Source organism: Streptomyces kryoterrae (assembly GCF_054072135.1).
The window spans coordinates 5270733-5292537 of sequence record NZ_CM133358.1 but is presented as its reverse complement, the minus strand read 5'-3'; the positions used below and the strand labels follow the sequence as shown (position 1 = coordinate 5292537).

The 21805-nt window shown below is 69.1% G+C and carries 24 protein-coding genes; 10 read left to right on the top strand and 14 right to left on the bottom strand.

The features are described from left to right. Positions 1-195: 195 nt before the first annotated feature. Positions 196-1158 carry an LAETG motif-containing sortase-dependent surface protein gene (locus ACW4TU_RS23100; protein WP_457416473.1) on the top strand — a complete coding sequence of 321 codons (963 nt, stop codon included), beginning with the start codon at positions 196-198 and terminating at the stop codon, positions 1156-1158. 115 nt (positions 1159-1273) lie between these two features. Here the strand turns inward: ACW4TU_RS23100 and ACW4TU_RS23095 are convergent, their stop codons facing one another. Further along, positions 1274-2281 (bottom strand): nucleoside hydrolase, encoded by a 1008-nt coding sequence (locus ACW4TU_RS23095; protein ID WP_457416471.1) that lies wholly within the window; start codon positions 2279-2281, stop codon positions 1274-1276. A 165-nt stretch (positions 2282-2446) separates the two neighbouring features. Between ACW4TU_RS23095 and ACW4TU_RS23090 the strand changes: the two genes are divergently transcribed. Both ACW4TU_RS23090 and ACW4TU_RS23085 read left to right on the top strand, forming a co-directional pair. Then, the gene (locus tag ACW4TU_RS23090; protein WP_457416469.1) at positions 2447-3406 is read left to right on the top strand and encodes a hypothetical protein; all 960 of its coding nucleotides are present in this window, start codon (positions 2447-2449) and stop codon (positions 3404-3406) included. A 182-nt stretch (positions 3407-3588) separates the two neighbouring features. Further along, on the top strand, positions 3589-4224 hold the full coding sequence (locus tag ACW4TU_RS23085; RefSeq protein WP_457430260.1) for a hypothetical protein: 636 nt from the start codon (positions 3589-3591) through the stop codon (positions 4222-4224). Between the two features lie 119 nt (positions 4225-4343). Here the strand turns inward: ACW4TU_RS23085 and ACW4TU_RS23080 are convergent, their stop codons facing one another. From ACW4TU_RS23080 to ACW4TU_RS23050, 7 genes are all read right to left on the bottom strand, one after another. Continuing rightward, a complete protein-coding gene (locus ACW4TU_RS23080) occupies positions 4344-5012 on the bottom strand; it encodes a hypothetical protein (RefSeq protein ID WP_457416467.1) in 669 nt (222 codons plus the stop codon). After that, positions 5009-5617, bottom strand: a complete 609-nt coding sequence (locus ACW4TU_RS23075) for an RNA polymerase sigma factor (protein WP_457416465.1) — start codon at positions 5615-5617, stop codon at positions 5009-5011. The genes ACW4TU_RS23080 and ACW4TU_RS23075 overlap by 4 nt, the downstream gene beginning before the upstream one ends. A gap of 99 nt (positions 5618-5716) precedes the next feature. After that, a complete protein-coding gene (locus tag ACW4TU_RS23070) occupies positions 5717-6424 on the bottom strand; it encodes a TIGR03943 family putative permease subunit (protein WP_457416463.1) in 708 nt (235 codons plus the stop codon). Positions 6425-6447: 23 nt separating this feature from the next. Continuing rightward, entirely contained in the window at positions 6448-7437 is a 990-nt protein-coding gene (locus ACW4TU_RS23065; protein WP_457430258.1) for a permease, read from the bottom strand. A 149-nt stretch (positions 7438-7586) separates the two neighbouring features. Further along, positions 7587-8930, bottom strand: coding sequence for a helix-turn-helix domain-containing protein (locus ACW4TU_RS23060; protein ID WP_457416461.1), 1344 nt, complete (start codon positions 8928-8930; stop codon positions 7587-7589). 306 nt (positions 8931-9236) lie between these two features. Further along, positions 9237-9803, bottom strand: a complete 567-nt coding sequence (locus ACW4TU_RS23055; protein ID WP_457430256.1) for a Uma2 family endonuclease — start codon at positions 9801-9803, stop codon at positions 9237-9239. A 172-nt stretch (positions 9804-9975) separates the two neighbouring features. Beyond that, complete coding sequence (locus ACW4TU_RS23050) at positions 9976-11256, bottom strand: RNA-guided endonuclease InsQ/TnpB family protein (RefSeq protein ID WP_457416459.1); 1281 nt, start codon at positions 11254-11256, stop codon at positions 9976-9978. A gap of 23 nt (positions 11257-11279) precedes the next feature. Between ACW4TU_RS23050 and tnpA the strand changes: the two genes are divergently transcribed. Further along, the gene (gene tnpA / locus ACW4TU_RS23045; RefSeq protein WP_457416458.1) at positions 11280-11708 is read left to right on the top strand and encodes an IS200/IS605 family transposase; all 429 of its coding nucleotides are present in this window, start codon (positions 11280-11282) and stop codon (positions 11706-11708) included. Positions 11709-11897: 189 nt separating this feature from the next. Here the strand turns inward: tnpA and ACW4TU_RS23040 are convergent, their stop codons facing one another. Beyond that, on the bottom strand, positions 11898-13412 hold the full coding sequence (locus ACW4TU_RS23040) for an NCS1 family nucleobase:cation symporter-1 (RefSeq protein ID WP_457416456.1): 1515 nt from the start codon (positions 13410-13412) through the stop codon (positions 11898-11900). A gap of 196 nt (positions 13413-13608) precedes the next feature. Here ACW4TU_RS23040 and ACW4TU_RS23035 point away from each other — a divergent pair, with 196 nt between their 5' ends. From ACW4TU_RS23035 to helR, 3 genes are all read left to right on the top strand, one after another. Continuing rightward, positions 13609-13860 carry a hypothetical protein gene (locus ACW4TU_RS23035; protein ID WP_457416454.1) on the top strand — a complete coding sequence of 84 codons (252 nt, stop codon included), beginning with the start codon at positions 13609-13611 and terminating at the stop codon, positions 13858-13860. 160 nt (positions 13861-14020) lie between these two features. Further along, complete coding sequence (locus tag ACW4TU_RS23030; protein WP_457416452.1) at positions 14021-14155, top strand: glycosyltransferase; 135 nt, start codon at positions 14021-14023, stop codon at positions 14153-14155. Between the two features lie 44 nt (positions 14156-14199). Beyond that, the gene (helR, locus tag ACW4TU_RS23025) at positions 14200-16395 is read left to right on the top strand and encodes an RNA polymerase recycling motor ATPase HelR (RefSeq protein ID WP_457430254.1); all 2196 of its coding nucleotides are present in this window, start codon (positions 14200-14202) and stop codon (positions 16393-16395) included. Here the strand turns inward: helR and ACW4TU_RS23020 are convergent. Then, the gene (locus ACW4TU_RS23020; RefSeq protein ID WP_457416450.1) at positions 16370-16642 is read right to left on the bottom strand and encodes a DUF397 domain-containing protein; all 273 of its coding nucleotides are present in this window, start codon (positions 16640-16642) and stop codon (positions 16370-16372) included. The two genes, helR and ACW4TU_RS23020, sit on opposite strands and share 26 nt — an antisense overlap. Continuing rightward, positions 16602-17450: a helix-turn-helix domain-containing protein gene (locus ACW4TU_RS23015; protein ID WP_457416448.1), complete on the bottom strand. Its 849-nt coding sequence runs from the start codon at positions 17448-17450 to the stop codon at positions 16602-16604. The genes ACW4TU_RS23020 and ACW4TU_RS23015 overlap by 41 nt, the downstream gene beginning before the upstream one ends. Before the next feature lie 83 nt (positions 17451-17533). Here ACW4TU_RS23015 and ACW4TU_RS23010 point away from each other — a divergent pair, with 83 nt between their 5' ends. The 3 genes from ACW4TU_RS23010 to ACW4TU_RS23000 all read left to right on the top strand — a co-directional run bounded on the left by ACW4TU_RS23010 (position 17534) and on the right by ACW4TU_RS23000 (position 19007). Further along, a complete protein-coding gene (locus ACW4TU_RS23010; RefSeq protein WP_457416446.1) occupies positions 17534-17986 on the top strand; it encodes an ATP-binding protein in 453 nt (150 codons plus the stop codon). Positions 17987-18043: 57 nt separating this feature from the next. Continuing rightward, positions 18044-18355, top strand: a complete 312-nt coding sequence (locus ACW4TU_RS23005; RefSeq protein WP_457416444.1) for a DUF6401 family natural product biosynthesis protein — start codon at positions 18044-18046, stop codon at positions 18353-18355. Between the two features lie 100 nt (positions 18356-18455). Next, on the top strand, positions 18456-19007 hold the full coding sequence (locus tag ACW4TU_RS23000) for a DinB family protein (protein WP_457416442.1): 552 nt from the start codon (positions 18456-18458) through the stop codon (positions 19005-19007). Between the two features lie 262 nt (positions 19008-19269). On the opposite strand, the gene ACW4TU_RS22995 is transcribed toward ACW4TU_RS23000, so the two are convergent. Genes ACW4TU_RS22995 through ACW4TU_RS22985 form a run of 3 tightly spaced genes read right to left on the bottom strand, consistent with a single transcriptional unit; the run spans position 19270 to position 21508 of the window. Continuing rightward, entirely contained in the window at positions 19270-20154 is an 885-nt protein-coding gene (locus ACW4TU_RS22995) for an aminoglycoside phosphotransferase family protein (protein ID WP_457416440.1), read from the bottom strand. A 49-nt stretch (positions 20155-20203) separates the two neighbouring features. Continuing rightward, positions 20204-21292 (bottom strand): IS630 family transposase, encoded by a 1089-nt coding sequence (locus ACW4TU_RS22990; protein WP_457416438.1) that lies wholly within the window; start codon positions 21290-21292, stop codon positions 20204-20206. Positions 21293-21346: 54 nt separating this feature from the next. Then, on the bottom strand, positions 21347-21508 hold the full coding sequence (locus ACW4TU_RS22985) for a carbohydrate-binding protein (RefSeq protein WP_457416436.1): 162 nt from the start codon (positions 21506-21508) through the stop codon (positions 21347-21349). Positions 21509-21805 lie beyond the last annotated feature (297 nt).

The window sequence follows — 21805 nt, the reverse complement described above, 5'->3', positions numbered from 1 at the left end:
AATGAACCGCGAACATTCTTTTCATTACCGCAAGTTGACACCCCGCTCCGCACGATTCACGATGTGCGAACGCTGTGGCGCATGTGACCTATGAGCCCAGCGTCGCTCACACCAGACTCCCTCGGCACGGCCCGGCAGCAACGCGCTGCCCTCCCGCCGTACCCGGGTTCTCGCACACGCCACGATGGGATCCGCATGTCCATACTGAGACGTGTCAACGCGCTGCACCTTCTGGGGACCGGCGCCGCCGCGATCGCTCTCTGCGCGGCCTCCGCCTCGGGGGCCTGGGCCACCGGCACACCCGGCGGTGACGGCTGGGGCGCCAAGTCCGGCGGCTACAAGCCCGGCGCGGGCGCGGGTACGAAGACCGAGGCCGACCGCTGCCAGTTCTCCGTCGACGGGCAGAACTTCTTCGACTCGGTCCGCGTCGACGACCAGAACCTCAAGCCCACCGAGGACGGCAAGGTCCACATCAAGGTCCGCACCGCCGGTGACGCCAGCACCTGCACCGCCTCCCTGGCTTCCTACATCGCCCACGGTCCCACCTTCGGTACCTCGGGCCTGCAGGTCTTCGTCGACTTCGACACCGTCACGGTCACGCAGGGTCAGACCGACTCGCTCGACATCGCGGTGCCGGACGCGGGCTGCTTCGCGCAGATCGACCTCTACCGCGGCAAGGTCAGGTTCGACGGCGACTTCGACGCCAACGACGGCTTCGAGCACGGCGACCTGCCCAAGGGTCCGGACCGTCCGGTCATCAAGGACAAGCTGATCGCGGCCTGGAACGGCGGCACGAAGGACTGCACGACCACGCCTCCGCCGGCCGAGGAGACCCCGGGCACCCCGACTCCGACGCCTCCGGGCGAGGAGACGCCGGGTACGCCGACTCCCTCCGAGCCCGTGTCCGAGACGACCCCGCCCGCCTCCGAGACGCCGTCGACCCCGACACCGTCCGAGTCGACGCCCGCCGAGTCGGCCTCGGAGTCCACCCCGCCGGCCACTCCGGCGAGCCCGGACAGCTCCCAGCCCCCGCTGGCCGAGACCGGCGGCGGCAGCGCCACCGGCCCGCTCGCGGGCGGCGCCGCGGCGCTGCTGATCGGCGGCGCGGCGATCGTGATGGCGACGAAGCGACGCAGGGCGGGTCGCGCCGGCGCGTAACCCCGTCGGTGGCGCTGAGTACGTGCAGTACGTCCGCCCCGGTGCCGCTCCTCGCGAGCGGCACCGGGGCGGACGTCGTTTCCGAACTCCTGGCGCCCTGTCGCTATGGCTATGGCTATGGCTTCTCGACCGTCCCGAGGTATAGCCGTACGTACCGGTCCACGTCGATGTCCAACGCCACGTCCACCAGCGGCTTTTCCCGCGTGCCGTGGTGGATCTCGGACTCGCCGGGGCGCGGTCTGCGGTCGACGACCGTCTGGCCCCGGGTCGGGCCGGGGGCGAGGGAGACCTCGACCGGCAGCAGGCTGGTGGTCAGCCCCGCCGGGTCGGCGACCGCGCAGACGGCGCCCGCGTCGCCGAGGCTGCCGGTGGGGGTGGGGTCGCCGGTGAGAGCCGGGTCGCGGTGGGCGAGCAGTGCGCCGGCGAGCCGCGTACCCGGTTCCGCGCTCGCGCACAGCCGCTGGACATCGGCCCCCGGCACGACGACGCGCGTGAAGACGTCCAGGCCGTACATCGTGATCGGCACCCCGGCGGTGAGCAGGATCGCGGCTGCCTCGGGGTCGTGCCACACGTTGAACTCGGCGACGGGCGTGGCGTTCCCGATCTCCACCGCGCCGCCCATGAAGACGATCCGCTCGATGTTGCGGGTCACCTCGGGGTACGTACGCAGGAGCAGGGCGATGTTGGTGAGCGGCGCGGTCGGGATGAGCGTGACCGGACGGGGCGAGCCGAGGATCTCGCGGCGCAGCAGGGTCACCGCGTCCACGTCGACGGGCGTCCGGTCGGTGGGTGCGTGCAGGCCCATGTCGCCCATGCCGTCCCGCCCGTGCACATGGGCGGCGGGCCGCGCGGGCTCGATCAACGGCCGCTCGGCCCCGCGCGCGACCGGCAGATCGGGGGCGCCGGCCTGGTCGAGGACGGTGAGGGTGTTGCGTACGACCTGGTCGACGTCCGTGTTCCCGGCGACGCAGGTCACCGCGCGGAGGTCGAGTCCCGGGTGGCGTACGGCGAACAGCAGGGCCAGGGCGTCGTCGATACCGGTGTCGCAGTCGATGATCACGGGCACGGGGTGGGCCGGACTGGCGTCGGGCCTGGCGTGGGTGGTGGGTTCCGCAGTCGTCACGGTGAGGGCTCCTTTCCCGGCTGCACAGACTCCCATGCCCTCCGCTTCCCACCCGCACCACCGGCCGCGCTCACCCGTACGGCCCGGCCCGCTGGTGGGACCGGGCGCGTGATGGTGCCGTCGGAGGGAGATCTGACGTACCGGCGCCCCTGGAGGAACCCCTTGATGACCCGTCGGCACTCTCCCCGCGCGGTACGTCTGCTCGCCTCGGCCCTCGGGATGGGCACCCTGCTGACGATGGCCGCGTGCATGCACGACGAGGGGCGCGCCGGGGGCACCATGGAACGCCGGCAGGCCAGGCCCGTCGCCTCCCCCGCCGCACAGCGGGCCTCCGCGTCCCCGGCAGTCCCGACCACCCCGACCGCTCTCACCGAGGCCCAGGCCCAGGGCGCCCTCCTCACCGACGCCGACCTCGGGGCGCCCTGGACCCCCACCGAGGGCGCCGCGCTCTGGCGGGACGCGCTGCTCAAGGCGACGGCGGACAACGCCGAGTGCGGGCGCCTCCTCGACTCCGTGTACACGGAGGAGCTGCTGGGCGAACCGGCCGGCGCCCGCGCCGTCGCCGGCTTCGACGACTACGACGAGGGCGGGCAGCTCCGCTACCAGGTCACCGCCGCCCACCGCGCCGACGTGGACGGACGGCTCGCCTGGCTGAAGACGATGCCGCAGAGATGCGCGAGCTTCACGGCGGTCGGACCACGCGGCGCCCGTCAGGAGGTGCGGGTCACGGAGGTCGGCCTGCCGGAGGCGGGGGACGCCAGACAGGGCCTGCGGCTGGCGACACGCGGGGAACTGGACGGTGCCCCGGCGACGCTCACCCTGGATCTCGCCGCCGTACGGGTCGGCGACGACGCGATCGTCCTCACCAACGGCGGCCTGACGGAGCCCCGCACGGAGTACACGGTCCACGCGGTCCAGGTAGGCGCCGAACGCCTGAAGCAGACCAGGAAGGAAACCCCGGCCCAACCCCAGACGCCGGTGCGGGACCAGAGCCAGAGCCCGGCTGAGAGTCAGAGCCCGACGCGGGGCCCGGTCCAGCCCCGGCCCCAGCCGCAGGAGCAGGAGGCGGAGGGGGAGAGCCAGGACGGGGAGCAGGCACAGGACCCGAACCAGGATCTGTACTGAGCCACCGCGTGGCCGTGGGAGCAGACAACGGGAGGTGTACCCAGCACCACCCCCGCATCCGCCACTCAGGCCCAGGGACGAAGAGCGCCGCGACCGGCACGATCCCTTCCATGGACAACACGACGAAGACCCAGCAGACAACCGCCGCGGACACGGCAACCGACACGCCCCACCCGACCGGGATGAGCGAGGCGACCGCCCGCCGCCTGACCGGCGCCGCGGGCATCGCCGCCGCGGTCGCCCTGATCGTCGAAGTACCCCTGTACTTCGTCTACTCGGGCCCGCCCCCGGACACGAACGTCCTGGCCCGGCTCCTGGTCGGGATCTTCGCGCTGGCGTTCCTGATCGTCTTCGTGACGAGCTTCCGCGAACTGGTGAAGCGGGTGCACCCGGCGTACGAGTGGGCGGCCTCGCTGGCCTGCTCGACGGGCCTCGTCTACGCGACGATCACCCTGGTCTCCATGGGCCTGGAGGCAGGCGCGGTGATCGCCACCGACCACTCCATCGACCCGACGATCGACGTGAACGGCACGTACATCCTCTACGGTTCGATCGGCCGCCTCCTGCTCGCCGTGTTCCTGGCGGCGACCGGCTTCACGATCGCCCGCACGAACCTCCTCCCGCGCTGGACCGCCCGCTCGGCCCACGTCCTGGCAGCCGTCAGCCTGGCCTTCGTACCGTCCCTGTTCTTCGGCAACACCCCGGCCGACTTCTACGCGGCGAACGGCTGGGGCACGACAGCCTCGATGGGCGCGCTCCTCAGCTACTGGCTGCTGGCCCTGGGCATCTCGACGTACCGCAGCGGCGCGAAGCGCTGAGACACCTCAAGTGCCCATCCCCGTACGGCCATCGCGGCGCCCGCCTCTCCGGCAGGGCGCCGCGGTGTGTGTATCGCTCGGCCCGAAATCGCCGGAAAGGCCATCCGGCCCCCTGTTCGCTACTTCTTCGGAGCCCCGAACGCCTCCTCGAACATGGCCCTTCCCTCGTCCGTGGCCTCGGTCGTGCCGCCGCAGATCGGGACGATGCCGCTGTCGGCCGTGACGAGGTAGTGGGCGCCGAGCGGGAAGTCCGGAGCCTCCGAGTTGCCGTTGTCGCTGCTGAAGCGGACCACGTCGGTAGGGTTGGCCAGGTTGGCGTCGAGGCGGTACCAGTGGTCGACCCGGAGAACCACGCGGTCGCCTTTCTCGGCCGTCACCGTGCCCTCGAAGGCGAGTTCGTGGCGGCGCAGGAGTTCGGGTGTGGGCGCCGCACACTTCACCGCCACCGTCGAGTCGCCGTCCGGGAGAATCAGGGTCAGGGGCTCAAGCCCGGGCACCTGGCCGCCTCCCGCCACACCTGCCCCCGCTTTGTCCGCCGCACTCTCTCCGCCCCGCGCGACACCCCAGCTGACACCGCCTCCCACCAGCAGCAGTGCCGTGAACGCCAGGGCCGGTACGAGGCGTCGGCGCGGCCGTGCGACCTGAGTGGTTGTGGTTGCGGCTGCGTTCATGTTCGTGTTCGTGCTCATCGTGGCCTCCACAAGACGGGTGACGTCAGGTCGCGGAGCCTTCGAGGTCAGTGCCGGGTCCGTGGCCTTCAGGTGGGCCAGCAACTCGTCGTCGTTCATCGACTGCTCCTTCCGTTTCCGGTACCGGTTCCTTGTCCTTCGTCCGTCTCATGTCCGGGGCGCGGGCCGGTCTTTCGCTCCAGTTGTGCCGCCAGTTTCTTTTTCGCCCGGTGCAGCCGGATGCTCACGGCGTTCGCGGTCAGGCCGGTCACCTCGGCGATCCGGCTCGGGGTCAGTTCCTCGTACGCCCACAGGAGGACCACCTCCCGGTCCAGCGCGCGGAGTTGGGCGAGCGCCGCGTGCAGGGCGCTGTGGTCGGCGTCCCCGGTCTCCCGCGCCGTGCCCGCCGCCGTCCACGTCAGGCGTTCCAGCAGGGAGCGTCTACGCCGGTCCGCGCGACGGGCGTTGGCCAGGCAGCCGCGGGCCACGCCGTAGCACCAGGGCAGTACGGCGTCGGGGTCGGGGACGTGCTCCGACGCCTCCAGACCCGGTACGTCCTCGATGCGGCGCCACAGCACCAGCAGCGTCTCCGCGAGGACGTCGTCGACCTGGTCGGGCTCGGCGCGCCGCAGCAGATAGCGGTGCAGGGGCGCGGTCACGATGTGCGCCAACGCCTCGAAACGGGCCCGCTGATCCCGAGTGGCCCTCTGTTCCGTCTCTGTCATGGATTCCACGCCCCGACCTGTCCGGCACCGGGGGAATCCTTTCACCGCCGCCGAGTTCCGGTCGGTCGCCGGTCGACTCCGGTCGGTTCTGGGTGACCCTCAACGTTTCTCGTACGGATTCGACGGCTCCGCGACCGTCTTCACCGACCCCGCGTCCAGCACCGGCGGCCAGGCCGCGTCCGAGCCCAGCCTGCCCTTGGGCACCCAGGTTCCGGTGACCGTGACCCAGGTGTCCGTGACCGGGGCGTCGGCGTCGCGGATCTCGACCTTGCTCGTGCTGGCGTCGGCCGCGCAGCAGGAGACGAGGAGGCGGGTGACGTACCAGACGCCGTCGTCCCCGTGGGTGACGAAGCCGGTCAGCCGGACGGTTCGGCCCGTCAGGGACCGCCCGCTGTCGAAGATCGCGCGCGAGCCGAACTCGCCGACCGTCAGCTCCAGCGGATTCCCGGCGGGCAGCGCGGGGAACGTACCCACGCCCTGCGCGGCCCGCTGAGCCGCCTCCCGGTCCGCGCTGTACGAGCCCAGGGCGGGCGGCGGGAAGAGGAGCAGCGCGAGGGCGGGGAGCGTGAGCAGCCAGGCGACCCGGGGCCCGTGACCGTGGCTGTGCCCGTCACTCTGATCGTGCCCATGGTCATCGTGTGCGCCCTCGGCCGGTCGCCGCGCCACGGCGGCCACCACCCCCAAGAGCACCAGCAGCACCCCGGACACCACCAGGTACGGCCGCAGCCCCTCCTGCACGTACCGCAGATACAGCTCGCTGAACAGCGCGATGCGCAGCACCGCCCCGCCCGTCAGCAGCAACAGCACCGCAGGCCCGTACCGGCTCCGCCTCACAGCAGCCACCACCCGACGACCACGCTGCTCGTCACCGCGACCACCCACGTCACCGACGAGAACCGGACGGCGAAGGACCGGCCGAAGGTGCCCGCCTGGAGGGCGATCAGCTTCAGGTCGACCATCGGGCCGACCACCATGAAGGCGAGCCGGGCCGTGGGGGAGAAGCCGCTGAGGGAGGCCGCCACGAAGGCGTCCGCCTCGCTGCACACGCACAGCACGACCGCCAGTACGGCGAGCAGCAGCACCGACAGCCACGCCGAGCCGGTGAACACGTCGAGCACCGACCTCGGTACGACGATGTTGAAGGTCGCCGCCGCCCCCGCGCCCAGCACCAGGAAGCCACCCGCGTGCAGGAAGTCGTGCTGGAGCCCGGCCAGGAACCCCCGCCAGCCGGAGGGCGTCGACGTCCCGCTCCCCGGCGTGGGCTTCCGCAGCCACTGCTCACGCCCGAACCGTGCCCACAGCCAGCCCATGACCACCGCCGTGGCCAGGGAGGCCACCAGCCGCCCGAGCACCATCTTCGGCTGCCCGGGGAAGGCGATCGAGGTCGCCACCAGCACCACGGGATTGATGGCCGGAGCGGACAGCAGAAACGCGAGCGCGGCGGCCGGGGCCACCCCCCGCCGCATCAGACTCCCCGCCACCGGCACGGACGCGCACTCGCACCCCGGGAGGACGATCCCCGCCACGCCCGCGATCGGCACGGCGAGCGCCTGGTTGCGCGGGAGCAGCCGGGTGAACACCCTCTCCGGTACGAACGCCCCGATCGCCGCCGACACCACCGTGCCCAGCAGCAGAAACGGCACCCCTTGCACCACCACCGCCGTGAACACCGTCCACCAGGCGGCCACGGCGGGCGTGTACAGGTCCAGGGCGACGGTCGGCCCGAGTACGGAGGCGACGGTGACGATCGCGATCAGCGCGACGCCCCCGACGACGACGTACACGAACGCGCGTACGACGAACCTCAGCCCGTCGGCCACACTCCGCCCGTCACCGTCGTATCCGCCGTACTCGCCGCCGTACCTTCCGCCGTGCTCGCCGTCCAAGCGCCCGTACCGTTCCGATCCGGTCAAACTTCACAGTTCCGGCCGAAGGCTAACCGCCCGTACTGTGCGCCGCCCCGGATTCGTCAAAGAGGAGGCTGTGCGGGCGCAGGACCCAGGGTGGTGGTCCCCGGGGCCGTACGATGCCGCAGCCCCGTCCGGTACGCGTCCAGCGCGGCCTCCACCCGGCCCGTACGGCGCAGCAGATCGCCGAGCAGCCGGCACAGGTCGGCGAGGTCGCCGGCGGCCCCCGCGCGCTCCAGGACGCTGAGGGCGCGGACGTAGTGCTCCTCCGCCCGCTCCGTGTCGCGGGCGTCCTCGGCGATGATGCCGAGCAGCCGGTGGGCGGCGGCCGAGTGGACGGCGCCGCGTTCCGAGGACAGGTCGCCGAGTACGTCCCGCAGCAGCTCCGCCGCCTCGTCCGACTTGCCGCGCCGGTGCAGTACGTCGGCCAGCTCGACCGTGACCTGGCTGCTGTAGAGGGCGGCGCGCTTGGCGGACAGCATGGCGTGCGCCTGGCGCAACTCGGCCTCGGCGCGCGCCAGTTCGTTCTGCTGGGCGTACAGATAGCCGCGCATCCAGTGGCAGTTGGCCAGCTCGGTACGGATCTGCAGCTGCCGGTAGAGCTCGGCGGCCTTCGCCAGCGAGGCGTCGGCGTCCGCGTACCGTCCCTCGGCGAGCATCGTCCGGGCCACCTGCCGGTGCATCCGGGCGACCAGCGCCGGATCGCTCACCTGCGGCGCGAGCGCGAGGGCGAGTTCGGCCGCCTGGGCCGCGCGCGCGTGGGCGCCCATGTCCATGTACGGGGCGATGGAACTGGCGTAGAGGGGCAGCAGCGCATCCGGGTCATGGAGCCCGCTGCGGTTCAGCTCGTCGATCGTGGACTCGAGAAGGTATACGGAGTAACGGAGTTCACCGGCGAGGTAGTGCGCGACGGCTCGCCCGCGCAGCGCGGGAACCCGCCCGGTCAGGGGCTCGTCGGCCAGACACCGCTCGGCGAGCTCGAAGTACTCCTGGGCGGCGGCGAGATCCCCGGTGTCCACCCCGCACTCGCCGAGTCCGAGCAGCGCGGCGGCCTCCTCCGCGAGAAGCCCGAGCCGCGCGGCCTCCTCCCGCAACTCCCCGTACTGCTTGGCCGCCGCCTCGGTCTCACCGGTGGCGAGGGTGCGCTGGGCGTCGGTGAGGCGCAGCCGGATACTGGTGGCCAGATGGGCGGGCCGCCCGGTCACCACCTCCTCGTACGCCACCCCGAGGCGCTCGGCGATGTGCCGCAGCGCCTCGTCGGAGGCCCGTACGCGTCCCGCCTCCAGGGTGGAGATGTAGGCGGGGGTGTAGGCGGGCTCCGCCAACTGCCGCTGCGTCAGCCCCTGCTCGATACGCAGCCGTTGCACCCTGCGCCCGATGACTTCCGGGTCGTCCCGCTCAGCCATCGCCCAACTCCCCTGTGCCCACTTGCCGTTGAGGTCCGTCAGCCTCTACGTTAAGCCACGAGTTAAGCGTGCTTAATACGTCGCTGTTGTTGCGAGGTTGCGGTGCTCTCACATTTCAGAGCGGTCTGCGCGGCGATCGTCGCCGCCGCCACACTCATCATCGCAGCGAACGCGGGCCCGGCACGGGCGGCGGAGCCGCATCCTGCCGGGCCGGCGAGCCAGGAACTGGGGCAGGTTCAGGGTCGGCCGGGGTAGGGAAGCGTCAGTTCCAGCGGACGATCAGAGCCGCCAGAACCGCGCCCGTGCTCAGAACTCCGCCGTGTCCAGCTCGAACCCCAGGGGTGCGGGCAAGGGCACGGTCAGGCCCAGTTTGTGCTTCAGGCTCTTGGCGTAGTCGTCGCCCGACGGCTCGGAGTACACCAGCACCTCGCCCTCCTCCCGGTCGATCAGCAGGTAGACGGGGATGTCGGCACGGGCGTAACCGCGGATCTTCTTGTCGCGGTCGCGGGCTGCGGTCGACTCGGAGGTGACCTCGGCCACCAGGAGTACGGGGGCCGAATCGTGCCACTCCTCCTGGTCGTCGAAACTGCCCTTGGGCGCGACGACCAGGTCGGGGATGACATGGCCGGTCTCGGATGCTCCGGGGACGTTCAGGCCGATGCCCGTGTAACTGCGCAAGGCACGGTCAGTGCGGCGCTCGGCCACCTGATCCACCACCTCCGACACGATCTCCTCGTGCTCCCCATTCGCTGGCGGGGACACGCAGATCTCCCCTTCGACCAGCTCAACGCGCCAGCCCTCAGGGGCCGCCGCACTGAACAGCTCGAAGGCCTGCTCGACACTTGCGCCGCCCAGGTAGTCACGCATACGCATTTCGTAGCGCTCCCCATCGGGATCGTCAGGATCGTCGTCGGGACCGTGAATGGCCTCGCCCTGGTAACCCGCCATGATGATCGGCTCCGCCGTCGCCATGTCAGACCTCTTTCGCTCAGCGCGACAGTCCCAGATTGAAGTGCTCTTCCGGCTGAGGCCGGGAGATTCCTGCTTACCTTGCGGTAGCGGGCTTGACGCGCTTGGCGCGCCTGACGACTGCCCTTCCGGCAGCCGGGATGAGCGCGAGGCCCATCCGGTACAGGTGCAGGACGTTGCGGGCCGCGTTGTGGTCGGCGTTGCCCGACCAGCCGCAGTCCGGGTTCTTGCACACGAACAGGGCCTGGGACTCCCGGCTGCCGGGCGTGGTGCAGCCGCAGGCGGAGCAGCGTCGGGAGGTGCCGGGGGCAGGGACCTTGTGCAAGGTGCCGCCGAGCTGGGCGGTCTTGTACGTCAGCATGGTGACCGTCCGGCCCCACGCCTCCCCGCTGATGGAGCGATTCAGCCCAGACTTCTGGGCGACGTTCCTCCCCGGCGCTTCAATCGTTCCCCTGGCGGACTTGACCATGTTCGTGATGGTGAGTGCTTCGACCACAACCGTGCTGTAGGTGCGGGCGATGGCGGTGGTCGTCTGGTGCTGCCAGTCCAGGGCCCGGCGCTTGGCTTTCGCGCGGAGTCCTGCGATCTGGTCGTAGGTGTAGTGCAGTCGGCGGCTGGTGCGCTCGCCGGGCTTGCGGTGCTGCTTACGCCGTGCGGCGCGCTGCTCCAGGTACAGGAGCCTGGCCTTCTCCGTCTCCGTCAGCCATTCGCCGTGCTCGTACGTTTCGCCGTCCGAGAGGGCGATGGGCACGGTGACGCCCACGTCGATGCCGACATCCGGCCCGGTGTGGGGCTCGGGCTTGACCTCCAGGGTCTGGACACGGAAGGCGATGTGCCAGCCGAGCGCGTCCTTGATCAGTCGTGCCCCGGTGATCCGGTTCTCCGTGTCGGCACGCTTGCCCACGGGCAGGTCTTTGGTCCACCGGAAGCGGACCCGGCCCACCTTGGGGATGTTGGCCATGCCCCAGCGGCGGTGCACCCGGGTGATGTTCAGGTCCCGGCCCTGCGGGATGTCCACGGACATCACCGTGCGGAACCGGTTCTTGAAGTTCGGGGCGTCGGCGCGGCCCTCCCAGCAGTTCTTCCATGCCTGGAAGTACGTCTTGAGTACCGCTTGCGCGGCCTGCGCGGGCAGGAGGGCCAGGAAGTCGATGTCCTGGCGGGCTTGTCGGATCGCGGCGTCCGCGTTCGCGAGAGTCCGCTTTTCCTTCGGCATCATCTGCCACCAGGCGTGCAGAAGGTTCCACATGGTGCGGGCCGCGTGCGCCTGGTCATCTACTGCGTGAAACCCCGCAGGAGACAGCGCGAGCCGAGCGCGGTGCCCGAACTGCCGCTTGACCAGGGTACTTTGACTCACGATCGAGAACCTAGCATTGGTTTATGTCACCGCGCTGGAACCCTCATCCCGATGTCAGAACCGGTCGCCATGTTGTCTACAACCTGCACGTTCACTTGGTTTTCGTCACCAAGTACCGGCGGAATGCGTTCACCGACGCCATGCTGGCCCGCACCGAGGAGATCATGCGGGAGGTCTGTGCCGACTTCGAGGCCGACCTGAAGCAGTTCAACGGCGAACAGGACCACGTCCATCTGCTCGTGCACTACCCTCCCAAAGTCCAGCTGTCCAAGCTGGTCAACTCCCTCAAGGGCGTCAGCTCCCGGCGACTCCGTCAGGAGTACGACAGCCACGTCCGCCGGTACCTGTGGGGCGGACACTTCTGGTCCGGCTCCTACTTCGCGGGATCCTGCGGCGGGGCACCCCTGACCGTTGTCAAGCAGTACATCGAAAACCAGCAGCGCCCCGTCTGAGCGTCGCTCCGGAGGCGCAGACTACTCCGGCGCTTCGCACCTCCGGGCCGAGGATGACCTTCACCCCATCCTGAAAGGCGGAGCACTGGTCAAGAGCAGAGGTAGACCGGCGGCCCGAATACGGAATCCGCAACCATTCACTCGAACGAGCGTGCTGTTACGTTTCCGCACACGGACCGCCCCGCCCTCTCAGACCGCAGGCGTCACCGAGCCCCCCGACCCCACCAGCCGGCTCCTCCCCCCGCTCACCCCGAAGTAGATCGTCCCGGCGACCAGCACCCCGATGAACCACGAGTACGGGCCCATCGCGGCCCCGTACCCCGAGGGTCCGTACGTCGGGAGGATGCTGGAGAAGATCGCGCCGACCGCCGCCGCCGCGAAGGCGCGGATGTTCCAGCCGCCCTGGAAGCGGAACTCGCCGTCCTCCTTGTAGAGGTCGGGGATGTTCAGCTGAGCCTTGCGGATGAGGTAGTAGTCGACGACCACCACGCCGAAGATCGGGCCCATCGTCGAGCCGATCGCGTTGACGAAGCTCGGGGCGTTGTCCCAGGGGTGGAGCGGGTAGAGGAGCAGCGCGATGACCGCCGCGATCAGGCCGCCCCGCTTGAACGAGATGTGCTTCGGGGCCACGTTCGCGAAGTCGAAGGCCGGGCTGACGAAGTTGGCGACGACGTTGATGCCGAGGGTCGCGACGGCGAACGTCAGGGCGGCCAGCAGGACGAGGAACGCGCTGTCGAACTTCGCCGAGATCGCCGCCGGTTCGAGGATGACCTCGCCGTACACCTTGCTGGCGGAGGCCGTTGTCATCGCCGCGACCAGCGAGAACAGGATCAGGTTGACGGGCAGGCCCCAGACGTTGCCCTTCTTGAGGGTCTTCTCGTCCGGTGCGAACCGGGCGAAGTCACCGAAGTTCAGGAACAGCGCGGCGAAGTACGTCACCCAGGTCGCCGCGATGGCCGCTATCGCGGCGAACGAACCCGGCGTCACGTCCAGGCCGGTCGCGTTCTTCGCCAGCGCGGCCAGGTCCTTGGCCGGCATGTCCACCGCGAAGGACAGCGTGCCCGCCTTCACCGACAGGGCCACCGCCAGCACCAGCATCATCAGCCAGACCGCCGGACCGGCGAAGTCCTGGAACCGGCGGACCGTCTCCATGCCCTTGCTGATGATCAGCAGTTGGGCCGCCCAGACGGCGAGGTAGCAGATGACCTCCAGCCCGCTGTGGTCGAACAGACGGCTCGTCTCGTGCAGGTGCTTCGGGCCGTCGTAGCGGACCAGGAAGGCCACGATCGCGCCTGCCGCCGCGCTGGTCTGGGCTCCGTACCAGAACGTGGCGACGATCGCTCTGACCAGCGCCGGTACGTTCGCGCCGAACGTGCCGAAGGAGGCGCGGGCCAGGACGGGATACGGGACGCCGGTGCGCACGCCCGCCTTTCCGATCAGCGTCATCAGGTAGTAGATGATCAGCGATCCGACGCCGATGCCGATCAGGAACTTGAAGGTGTTCCCGGCGACCAGGAACAGGCTCGCGGCGAGGAAGTAGCCGTACAGACTGTGTACGTCCGAGGTCCACACGTTGAAGATGCTGAACGCGCCCCACTTGCGCTCGGTGGCCGGGGCGAGGTCCTCGTTGTAGAGGCGGGGGGAGTAGCCCTCCCGGTCCGCGATCTCCGTATCTCCGCCTGATTCTCTGACCGTGTCCGTCATCGCGTTTCTCTTCCTGCGCGGGTCGCCACGATGGCGCCGGATGGCGTAAAGAGAACGGGCAGGATGTTTCTCCCAAATGCCGCACACGTAACCGGCCTGTCAATGGAAGTTTTCTTCCACTGAACGAAACGGGGTCGTACCGATAGCCCCCAAGTACGGCTCAAAGGGGCAATGTAAGAATCGGCCGAACCAGGAGGTGAGCGAGGAGAGTCGAGAGATGGAAGAGACGAGCGAGAAGAGGCACAGGATGCCGCTGGCCCTTGTGGCCCTCACGCTCTACTCCGGCGGCCTCGCCCACTTCCTGACCACCTTGACCTTCCACTTCTCCGTCGACAACCTGATCGACGCCCTGGTGGAACTGGTCCTCCACACAGGGGCGACCACCGTGCTCGTCCTGATCGTCGTCATCGTCAGGGTGAGAAGGGAGAGGAGGAGTGCGGAAGCCTGAGGTTCGCCGTCCGGGCCCGCCACAAAAAACAAAGGCAAGGAGTTCTGGACCCCTTGCCATGTTCAAGATATAGCGCACTGGGGGGCTTGCGGCAAGGCCCCCGTCGTGCCGCAGAATCTCCGGCCTAGGGCCTGGAACTGCGGAAACGGGGAGTCTCGAAGTGCGTGTTCTGTTGTCGACCTACGGGTCGCGCGGGGATGTCCGGCCGATGGCCGCCCTCGCGGTGGCGTTGCGGGAAATCGGGGCCGAGGTGCGGGTGTGCGCGCCGTCGCCCGGACGGGAGTTGATGCCGTGAACCCCCGGACCACCACGTCCATCACCACCACGTCCATCACCGCCATGTCCACCACCAGCGCGTTCGCCCTCCCCGACCGCCTCTCCGCCAAGGCCGACCCGAAGCTGATCGGCCGCGACGAGCAGCACTTCACCGCCGTCGCGGAGTGCCTGGAACAGTCGATCGCCGAACTGACCGACCGTCTCGACGCCCTGCGCAAAGCCCCCGGCGGCACCGGCCGCGATGCGATGGACCGGGACACCGAGATCCACCGGCTGACCGCCCGCCTGCGCGCACTGCGCCGCTTCGGGCTCGACCTGTGCCTCGGGCACATGGTCAGCGCGGACGACCCCGAGCAGCCCGTGTACGTGGGTCGGCTCGGCCTCACCGACTCCACGGGCCGTCGGCTGCTGCTCGACTGGCGCTCCCCCGCCGCCGAGCCGTTCTTCGGCGCCACCCACGGCAACCCGATGGGCCTGGCCAGCCGCCGCCGGTACCGCTGGACCGACGGCCGGATCAGCGACTACTGGGACGAGGTGTTCGCCTCGGACGGGTTCGACGGGCACGCCGCCGCCCTCGACGACCAGTCCGCCTTCATCGCCAGCCTGGGCAGCAACCGGTCGCCCCGTATGCGGGACGTCCTCGGCACCATCCAGGCCGACCAGGACGCCATCATCCGCGCGGGTTCGCGCGGCGCACTCGTCGTGGACGGCGGTCCGGGCACGGGCAAGACCGTCGTCGCCCTGCACCGCTCCGCCTACCTCCTCTACGCCGACCCCCGCCTCGGTCACCGCCGTGGCGCCATCCTGTTCGTCGGCCCGCACCGGCCCTACCTGGCGTACGTCGCCGATGTCCTGCCCAGTCTCGGCGAGGAGGGCGTGCAGACCTGCACCCTGCGGGACCTCGTCGACGAGGGTGCCTCGGCGGCGGTCGAGGCCGACCCGGACGTGGCCCGTCTGAAGTCGTCCGCGGACCTGGTGAGGGCGGTCGAGAAGGCCGTCGCGTTCTACGAGGAGCCGCCCACCCAGGGGCTGACGGTCTCGACCCACTGGTCCGACGTCCGGCTGACCGCCGGCGACTGGGCCGTCGCCTTCGAAGCGGCACCCGGTGTGCCGCACAACGAGGCCCGCGACCAGGTCTGGGAGGAACTCCTGACGATCCTCGCGGACAAACACGACAGCGACGACGATCACGGAGTCTCTCCCGACCAGCTACGCAAGTCACTGTCACAGGACCGGGAGTTGGTCACCACCTTCAACCGGGCGTGGCCGCTGCTCGAAGCGGCCGACCTGGTCGGAGACCTGTGGTCCGTGCCCGCCTACCTGCGGATGTGCGCGCCCTGGCTCAGCCCTGACGAGGTACGGAAGCTGCGGCGCGCGGACGACGTTCACGCCTGGACCGTGTCCGACCTGCCGATCCTGGACGCGGCACGCCAGCGGCTCGGCGACCCGGAGGCCGCCCGGCGCAGGCGCCGGCACGAGAGCGTCCTCGCGGCCCAGCGGGAGCGGATGACCCAGGTCGTGGACAACCTGATCGACGCCGTACGCGACTCCGGCGCCGACGGTGACGAGGGCGAGGGCCTGGTACGGATGCTGCGCGGCCAGGACGCCAAGGTCAGCCTGGTCGACGAGTCCGAACTGACCATCGCCGAGCCCGACTTGCTCGCGGGACCGTTCGCGCACATCGTCGTGGACGAGGCCCAGGAACTGACCGACGCGGAGTGGCAGATGCTGCTGCTGCGGTGCCCGTCCCGGAGTTTCACCATCGTCGGGGACCGCGCCCAGGCCCGGCACGGGTTCACGGAGTCGTGGGAGGAACGTCTCCGACGCATCGGGCTCGACCGGATCAGCCTGGCCTCCCTCAGCATCAACTACCGCACGCCGGAGGAGATCATGGCGGAGGCCGAGCCGGTCATCCGGGCCGCCCTCCCCGACGCCAACGTGCCGACCTCGATCCGCAGCGGCGGGGTACCCGTTGTCCACGGTTCGGTGTCGGAGCTGGATACCGTCCTCGACACCTGGCTCGCCTCACACGCCGACGGCATCGCCTGCGTCATCGGCGACCCCGGGTTCCGGGCGACGACGTCACGCGTCCGGTCGTTGACCCCGGAACTGTCCAAGGGGCTCGAATTCGACCTGGTCGTCCTCGTCGACCCCAAGAGGTTCGGCGGGGGCAAGGGCATCGAGGGGGCGGTGGATCGCTATGTCGCGATGACCCGGGCGACCCAGCAACTCGTCATCCTGACCAGCCCACAGCGGTAACGAACGCGACGAAGGCCTCCGGCGTGAGCGTGAGAGCGCCCAGGTCGGGGGCTTTTGAGTCGCGGATTGCGATGTGGGGGGTCAGAGGGGCGACTTCGACGCAGTCGCCGCCGGTGTCGCCGCTGTACGAGGACTTGCGCCAGGCTGCGGTGCCGAGGGGGGCGCACTCGACGCACTCGCCGCCGGTGTCGCTGCTGTAGCTGGACTTACGCCACCGCGCGTTCGTCAGGTCCCGGTTGGTGCCCATAACGCTCCTCCATCACACGCGCGATCAGCTTCGCCGAAGCCTCCACGGAGAGTGCGGAGGCCTTCAAGTGATCGTAACGGTGAAAGCCTTCCTTGAGCTTGTCCGGGTGAGCGGTCATGTGCCCCTGGACGAAGTCCTCGGTGTAGATGATGTCCGGATCGTCATCGAAGCGCAGAAGAGTGAACGGCCCAGGCAGGCCGTGGTGTTGACCAACCTCGAAGGGCAGCACCTGAACCTGGGTCCAGCCACCCGCAGGCAGTGCCAACAGGCGCGCCAGTTGGTTTCGCATGATCTCGCGGCCGCCGATCTGGCGGTGCAGCACCGCCTCGTCCAACACCACCCATGCCATGGGCGGTTGCTCCCGGGCCAAGACCCGCTGCCGCTCCATCCGAGCGGCCACCCGTGCGTCGAGGTCCAGGTCACTCCGTACGCCAAGTACCGCCCGTGCGTACTCCTCCGTCTGCAGGAGTCCGTACATCACCTGCGCCTGGTACGTGGAGATGTAAGTCGCTCGCGCCTCCATGTCCGCGTAAGCCTGGAACCAGTGCGGGAGTTGGCTCCGCAGCACCAACCCCACCAACCGCGAGAACTCCCCGTCCGTTCCCAGTGCCGCGTCCACCCGCTCGGCGAACTCCCTGGTGGGAACCTTCCTCGCGGTCTCGACCTGGCCCACCAGTGATCCCGTACAGAAGATGCACGCACCCAACTCCCCCTGGGTGAGCCCCGCTTCCTCTCTCTTCCTGCGGAGCTCGAAGCCGAAGTAGTCCAGCGGTGACGCGCTGGGGTCGAGTTCGCGGATGTTGGGCACGGTGGGCCACCCCCAAGCTGACGCTTCGCGTCGTTGGATTCGTTATGTAGCCCAGCGTAATCACGCGACTCCATTCTGGTGACGTGAATCACGCAACTGACGCAACCGACCTGGACGAAAGCCCACTTGGGCCGAGGTACGGCATCAGCTTCACCCTCGGTGACCATTCGGCCCGGCACCTGCGCCGCATCCTGCGGGCATACCTCGCCTGCTGGGGCATGCCCGACCTCGCCGACTCCGCCACCCTCGCCATGACGGAGCTGGTCTCCAACGTCCTACGGCATGTCCCCGACCGGCGCGCCACCGTACTGCTGCTGCGGCAGCCCGGCGGGGTCCGCGTCGAGGTGACCGACACGGAACCGCGCGTCCCGGAGTTTTCCACAGCCGTGGACGGAGAAGGCGGGCGCGGACTTCTGATCGTCGAGGCCGTCACCGACCGCTGGGGCTGGCACCGCACGCCCACGCACCCCACGCACACCGGCAAAACCGTCTGGTTCGAGTGTGACGCCAAGGACGACAACGAAGGCTCAGTGTGATGGAAACCATGACATACACCCCTCCTCCCACCCTCGCGCCCCACATACCGTGGAGGAATGTCCCCCTTGGCCAAGATCAGCAGCGCGTTCGCGCCCCGTTTCGCGGAGTTCGCGTTCGAGCCTGCCTTCACGGCCGCCGTGGACCAGCACGTCGCGGAGATAAGGGAGCGGCTGGAGGCAGGCGGCCCCGGGCTCATCCCCCGGCAGCCGCAGCGCGAAGACCTCGCCGACTACGCGCTCGGGTTCCTCGACGCGCTCGACGAACTCGACTGGCGCGAACCCGTCGGGCACGACTACGCGGTGTGCCGCCTGACCGCCATCAGCTGGCTGGCCCATCGGCACGACCTCCTCACCGAGCGCGCCGACTAGGAGCTGACCTGTCCGGCGGATCCTGTGGTTCGAGGGACCGGTTCGTCGCGGTTCACTCACCGGGCCGCGTTGTCGGAGCCGTTCGCTAAGGTCTGCGGCCATGACTGAGCTCACTGCGGAAACGTGGCCCGAACCTCCACTCGCCGGTACCGAGGCAGCAGCCGTCCTCGGTGCCCTCGAACGCCAGCGGGCCACGTTGGGCTGGAAGTGCTCCGGCCTGGACGCAGTCGGCCTGCAAGCCACCGTCGGCGCATCCACCATGACTCTGGGCGGCCTGCTCAAGCACCTGGCGCACGTGGAAGACAGCCACTTCGCCCGCCTGTGGCTCGGCTCTGCTGTCGGCGCACCCTGGAACGCCGTCGACTGGGACAGCGACCCCGACTGGGACTACCGCTCCGCTGCCGAGGACGCCCCCGAGCAACTACTCGCCCTTTGGCGGGAATCAGTCGCCCGCTCCCGTGCCATCGTCGACAAAGCACTCAGCGCGGGCGGGCTGGACCAGCTCGGCGCCTACACCACCCGTAGCGGCGAACACCCCAACCTCCGCCGCATTCTTCTGGACCTCGTTGAGGAGTACGCCCGCCACGTCGGTCACGCCGACCTCATCCGTGAATCCGTCGACGGCCTCACGGGCGAGGACCCACCGAGGTGAACAGGGGCTGGCCGACCAGCCGACCAGCGTCTTCTTCGGGCGCACCACGCAGAACTCGTTCCCCTCCGGATCTCCCAGCACTCCGTTCTAGTGTCCTGAGTCGTTAGTTCGCTTGCGGTTGTAGAGCGGGGCGGTGCCCGGTCCGAAGGCGTTGCCGCTGGAGTTGTCCGATCACGAACACTGGGTGCTGCGGGGCTGGTTGCGCAGGCAGACCGCCTCTCAGGGCGGTGGCCCCGGTGGGTCCATGCGCCCCTATAGCCCCTCAGCCTCGATCAGCGAGGATCTCTGAGAGCACGCGTCGCGCGTTACGGACGTCAGCGCCGTTCTCGCCCAGGCCGTTGGCGCACGAGACGAGCGTCTTCCACAGCGCCCAGCCGCGTCCGCGCGCCCACGTTGCATCGTCGACGCCGAGCCGCTTCCGGAACAGGTCACGGCCGTCGGCCGAGAGCAATGTCCACGCGATCGCGAGGTCGCAAGCGGGGTCCCCCACGCCACACGTACCGAAGTCAATGACGGCGGCGAGCTGTCCGTCCTCAAGGAGCAGGTTCCCCTGGGCAAGGTCGCCGTGGAACCAAACGTCGGCCCCGTCCCACTGCGCCTCGAACGCCTGAGCCCACAACTCGTGTGCCAGTGCGACGTCGATGTGGCCGCGCAGCTCGTCCAGCGCACCGAGCGCCTGCGCCTCGTAGATCCGCAGCGTTGCTCCACGAAACCAGTTGTGCTTGCCAGGCTGTGGCCCCTCCGAGGCATCGATGCTCTGCAACGCGGCGACGAAGTTGGCCAGCTCCTCGGTGAAGCGGATCGGATCGACAACGGACTCGAACGTCGCGGGCGTGCCGTCGATCCACCTGTAGACCGACCACGCGAACGGGTAGGTCGCACCAGGGCTCCCCTTCGCCAGCGGTATCGGGATCGGCAGCGGGAGAGCGGGTGCCAGCTTGGGTAGCCAACGGTGCTCCTTCTCCACGGCCAAGGCGTACTCCTCCGCGCTGGGCAGGCGGAGCAACATGTTGTCGCCCAAGTGGAAGGTCCGGTTGTCCCAGCCGCCGTTCTCCACAGCCGTCACAGGTAGTGCGGCCCATTGTGGGAACTGTTCGGCCACGAGCCGCCCTGCCTGTTCGGCACTGATGGTGACCCGCTGGGGCATGGGCCCAAGATCTGGAACATCGTTCAACAGGTACACCCTTGTCAAGGATCTATTGTCCTGAGTTGTTAATTCGTGTGCAGTACGCGGCAAGGGTGTCGAGGATGTCATCGGCGGTCTTCGTCCAGACGAACGGCCGGGGGTTCTTGTTCCACTCGTTGATCCAGCCTCGGATGTCCCGTTCCAGTTCGACGACGCTGCGGTGGGCCGAGCGGCGGAGTTTGCGGGAGGTCAGCTCGGCGAACCAGCGTTCGACGAGATTAAGCCAGGACGCCGAGGTGGGGGTGAAGTGGAGGTGGAAGCGGGGGTGCCGGAGCAGCCACTTCTTGACCGGTTCGGTCTTGTGGGTGGCGTAGTTGTCCAGGACCAGGTGGAGTTCGAGTTCCTCGGGGACGGCGGCGTCGATGACCTTCAGGAAACGGAGGAACTCCTGGTGGCGATGGCGGCGGTAGTGCTGGGCTATGACCGAGCCGGAGGCTACGTCCAGGGCGGCGAACAGGCTGGTCGTGCCGTGCCGGACGTAGTCATGGGTCATCCTCGCCGGCATGGCCGGCGCCATCGGCAGCACGGGCTGGGTCCGGTCCAGTGCCTGTATCTGCGACTTCTCGTCCACCGCCAGGACCAGGGCGTTCTCGGGCGGGGCGAGATAGATGCCCACCACGTCGCGGACCTTGGTCACGAACTGGGGGTCGGTGGACAATTTCCAGGTCTCCACGATGTGCGGCTTGAGGCCGAACGCCCGCCAGATCCGTGAGACGGCCGACTGCGACATCCCCGCCGCCCCGGCCATCGAACGCGTCGACCAGTGCGAGTCACCCGCCGGTGGCACCTGGTCCAGTGTCCTGGCGACCAGGGACTCGACCTGCTCGTCCGTGATCCTCCGCGGTGCCCCCGGACGCGGCCGGTCCACCAGGCCCTCCAGCCGGTCCGCGGCAAACCGGGCCCGCCACTTGCGCACCGTCTCCCGCGAGACACCCAGATCGTCCGCGACCTGCGCGTTGGGTCGACCCTCCGCGCACGCCAGCACGATCCTCGACCGCAACACCAGAGCCTGAGACGCCGTCCGCTTGCGCGACCAGCCCCGCAGCACCCTGCTTTCGTGATCGGACAACTCCAGCGACAGTGGCTTCGGACCAGGCACTACCCCACCTACAACCGCCCACAGATTAACGACTCAGGACACTAGGCCCCCTAACTAGGCAGTGTACTTTTGCCACATTGTGACAGCTGTCTTCGGATTACATGCAGAATTCGATTTGTGTGTCACCAAGCAGCGATACTGCTTGCCCAAGTAGCTGGCACGGTCATTCACTGAGTATTGCCGGTTGACTTTCCATTCCGAAAATCCCGCTGCCATGTGATCACGCCCTTTCACCGGACCGACTCGCTGCCGACCCGCGTGAATCTTCCCACGGCCGACTTTCGCACCCCATCGGAGGTGATCCCCCATGCCGCGTAAGCCCCGCCCCCCTTGTTCTGTCCCCGGCCACCCCCAGCTCACTACTGGTGGGCGCTGTCCTGCACATGAGCGGGAGGCGAACAAGGACCGTGCGTCCCGGGGTGGTGCCGTCTACGCCACGCGACGGCAGCGGGTCCGTAAGGCGTTCCTGTACGCCAACCCCTGGTGCGTATCGTGTGGCCACACTGCCAACGT

Bases quoted from the DNA above. Each gene is read 5' to 3' on its own strand.
- ACW4TU_RS23100 (WP_457416473.1), top strand. From the start codon at position 196: ATGTCCATACTGAGACGTGTCAACGCGCTGCACCTTCTGGGGACCGGC.
- ACW4TU_RS23090 (WP_457416469.1), top strand. From the start codon at position 2,447: ATGACCCGTCGGCACTCTCCCCGCGCGGTACGTCTGCTCGCCTCGGCC.
- ACW4TU_RS23085 (WP_457430260.1), top strand. From the start codon at position 3,589: ATGAGCGAGGCGACCGCCCGCCGCCTGACCGGCGCCGCGGGCATCGCC.
- ACW4TU_RS23080 (WP_457416467.1), bottom strand. From the start codon at position 5,012: ATGAACGACGACGAGTTGCTGGCCCACCTGAAGGCCACGGACCCGGCA.
- ACW4TU_RS23075 (WP_457416465.1), bottom strand. From the start codon at position 5,617: ATGACAGAGACGGAACAGAGGGCCACTCGGGATCAGCGGGCCCGTTTC.
- ACW4TU_RS23060 (WP_457416461.1), bottom strand. From the start codon at position 8,930: ATGGCTGAGCGGGACGACCCGGAAGTCATCGGGCGCAGGGTGCAACGG.
- ACW4TU_RS23055 (WP_457430256.1), bottom strand. From the start codon at position 9,803: ATGCGTATGCGTGACTACCTGGGCGGCGCAAGTGTCGAGCAGGCCTTC.
- tnpA (WP_457416458.1), top strand. From the start codon at position 11,280: ATGTCACCGCGCTGGAACCCTCATCCCGATGTCAGAACCGGTCGCCAT.
- ACW4TU_RS23040 (WP_457416456.1), bottom strand. From the start codon at position 13,412: ATGACGGACACGGTCAGAGAATCAGGCGGAGATACGGAGATCGCGGAC.
- helR (WP_457430254.1), top strand. From the start codon at position 14,200: ATGTCCACCACCAGCGCGTTCGCCCTCCCCGACCGCCTCTCCGCCAAG.
- ACW4TU_RS23020 (WP_457416450.1), bottom strand. From the start codon at position 16,642: ATGGGCACCAACCGGGACCTGACGAACGCGCGGTGGCGTAAGTCCAGC.
- ACW4TU_RS23005 (WP_457416444.1), top strand. From the start codon at position 18,044: ATGTCCCCCTTGGCCAAGATCAGCAGCGCGTTCGCGCCCCGTTTCGCG.
- ACW4TU_RS23000 (WP_457416442.1), top strand. From the start codon at position 18,456: ATGACTGAGCTCACTGCGGAAACGTGGCCCGAACCTCCACTCGCCGGT.
- ACW4TU_RS22995 (WP_457416440.1), bottom strand. From the start codon at position 20,154: ATGCCCCAGCGGGTCACCATCAGTGCCGAACAGGCAGGGCGGCTCGTG.
- ACW4TU_RS22985 (WP_457416436.1), bottom strand. From the start codon at position 21,508: ATGGCAGCGGGATTTTCGGAATGGAAAGTCAACCGGCAATACTCAGTG.